The organism is Arthrobacter sp. Y3223164 (assembly GCF_059091005.1).
The window spans coordinates 1-1,799 of record NZ_JBNHGF010000486.1; the positions used below are offsets into that span (position 1 = coordinate 1).

General features: G+C 71.2%; 1 protein-coding gene and 1 pseudogene. Both read left to right on the top strand.

Annotated features, from left to right (window positions below; translation table 11 throughout):
• A partial coding sequence (locus AC5RUJ_RS15675) for a site-2 protease family protein (protein ID WP_494156177.1) occupies positions 1 to 1,109 on the top strand: 1,109 nt, incomplete at its 5' end.
• A 175-nt stretch (positions 1,110 to 1,284) separates the two neighbouring features.
• A pseudogene (locus AC5RUJ_RS15680) lies at positions 1,285 to 1,799 on the top strand (hypothetical protein); the annotation flags it as partial.

Here is a 1,799-nt window from a genome sequence, read left to right on the forward strand (position 1 = left end):
GAGGCGGCGACGGCGGCGGCGCGGTCCGCCGGTCCAGCACCGGCATGTTCCAGCAACTGGCCAACGACGCCCGGCAGGCCGAAGCCGAGCGGCTGCAGCCCGGCGACGAAAACCGGATGTTCTACAAACTGCCGGTCTGGAAACGGATCATCATCATGCTCGGCGGTCCGTTCGTGAACCTGGTCATCGGCACGGTGCTGATCGGCATCGTGCTGGTCGGCTTCGGCACCGCCCAGGCCACCACCACCATTGCCCAGGTCAATAAATGCGTGGTCCCGGCGTCGCAGGCCGCCGAAACCGGACAGACCGACTGCCTGCCCAGCGATCCCGAGGCTCCCGCCACGGCGGCGGGCATCCGGCCCGGGGACACCGTCACCGCCTTCGACGGCAGGCCGGTCACCGACTGGTACCAGTTGACCGCCTGGATCCGGGACGCGGCGGGGGAGCAGACACCGATCACCCTCCAACGCGACGGCCGGGAAATCACCACGACCATCACCCCGATCCTCACCGAACGCCCGGTATTCGACGACGCCGGGCAACCGCTGCTCGACGGCGACGGCGAGCCGGTGACGGAGCAGGCGGGCTTCGTGGGGATGGGCGCCACCACCGCGCTGGTACCGCAGCCCGCCGGCGACGTGCTCCCGGCCGTGGGGGAGAACCTGCAGGCGATCACCGGTGTGGTGCTCCATCTGCCGCAACGGCTGGCCGACGTGGCCGAGGCCGCCTTCAGCGATGCTCCGCGCGACCCGAACGGGCCGATGAGCGTAGTGGGCGTGGGCCGGATTGCCGGCGAGATCAGCGCGATGGACGAGATTCCCTTCGAGGCGCGGGCGGCCTCGCTGATCGGGTTGGTCGGTTCGGTCAACCTGGCGCTGTTCGTGTTCAACCTGATCCCGCTGCTGCCGCTCGACGGAGGGCACGTGGCCGGCGCGCTTTGGGAGGCCATCCGCCGCGGCTTCGCCAAGCTGTTCCGCCGCCCGGATCCGGGGCCGGTGGACATCGCCAAGCTGCTCCCGCTGACCTACGTGGTGGCCGTGGTGATGATGGGCATGGGCGCGCTGCTGATTTACGCGGACATCGTCAAACCGGTCAATATCTTCGGCTGATCCGGCGGCTCATGGCCGCGCCCGGGCGAAACCGCCGCCTCCCCTGATCCGGCACGACGGCGGTGCATGCCCGTGTGCGCGGCAGACGCTTGTGCGCGGCGCGCCCGCCGTTGGTTGGAACCCTGCCGGTCCCCGTGGTTAGACTGGCCGGAACCGGCGAAGGGAGCCACGACCCGTGAGCACGGCACCGCGGACAGCCCGCACCGCAGCGAGCCTTGGGGGCACCGCACGGGCGGAGACGATGGGCCGCGGGCCCCGGTTCAAAACCGGCGCCGCCGCCGTCCTGGCGGCCGCTGTTGTACTTGCCGGTTGCACCGCGCCGGGCGAGGCCCAGGATCCGCCGTCATCGGCAGCGTCAACAGAGGCTGCCCCGGATCGCGTGCAGTTGAGGGCTGGTGCCGCCGATCCGCAGGTGCTTGCCGGCTCCGACGCCGAAGCATCGCTCGCCGCCAGCCAGGCGTTGTTTGACTCCAGTCCTGTGGCGTTCGTCGCGCCTCCCGGCGACGCCGAGGCCATAGCTGCCGCGGCTGCCGAGTCGGTACCGATGGGTGTGCCGCTGCTGTTGGCCGGGGACGGGCTGGCCGAAGAACTGGAGCGGCTCGGCGTCCGCCAGGTCAAGGCTTTCGGCCGGCCGCCCGCCGAGCCGGAGGGCTCCCCGAGTGCCGCGCCGGAAGCCAACTCCGGGGCCGT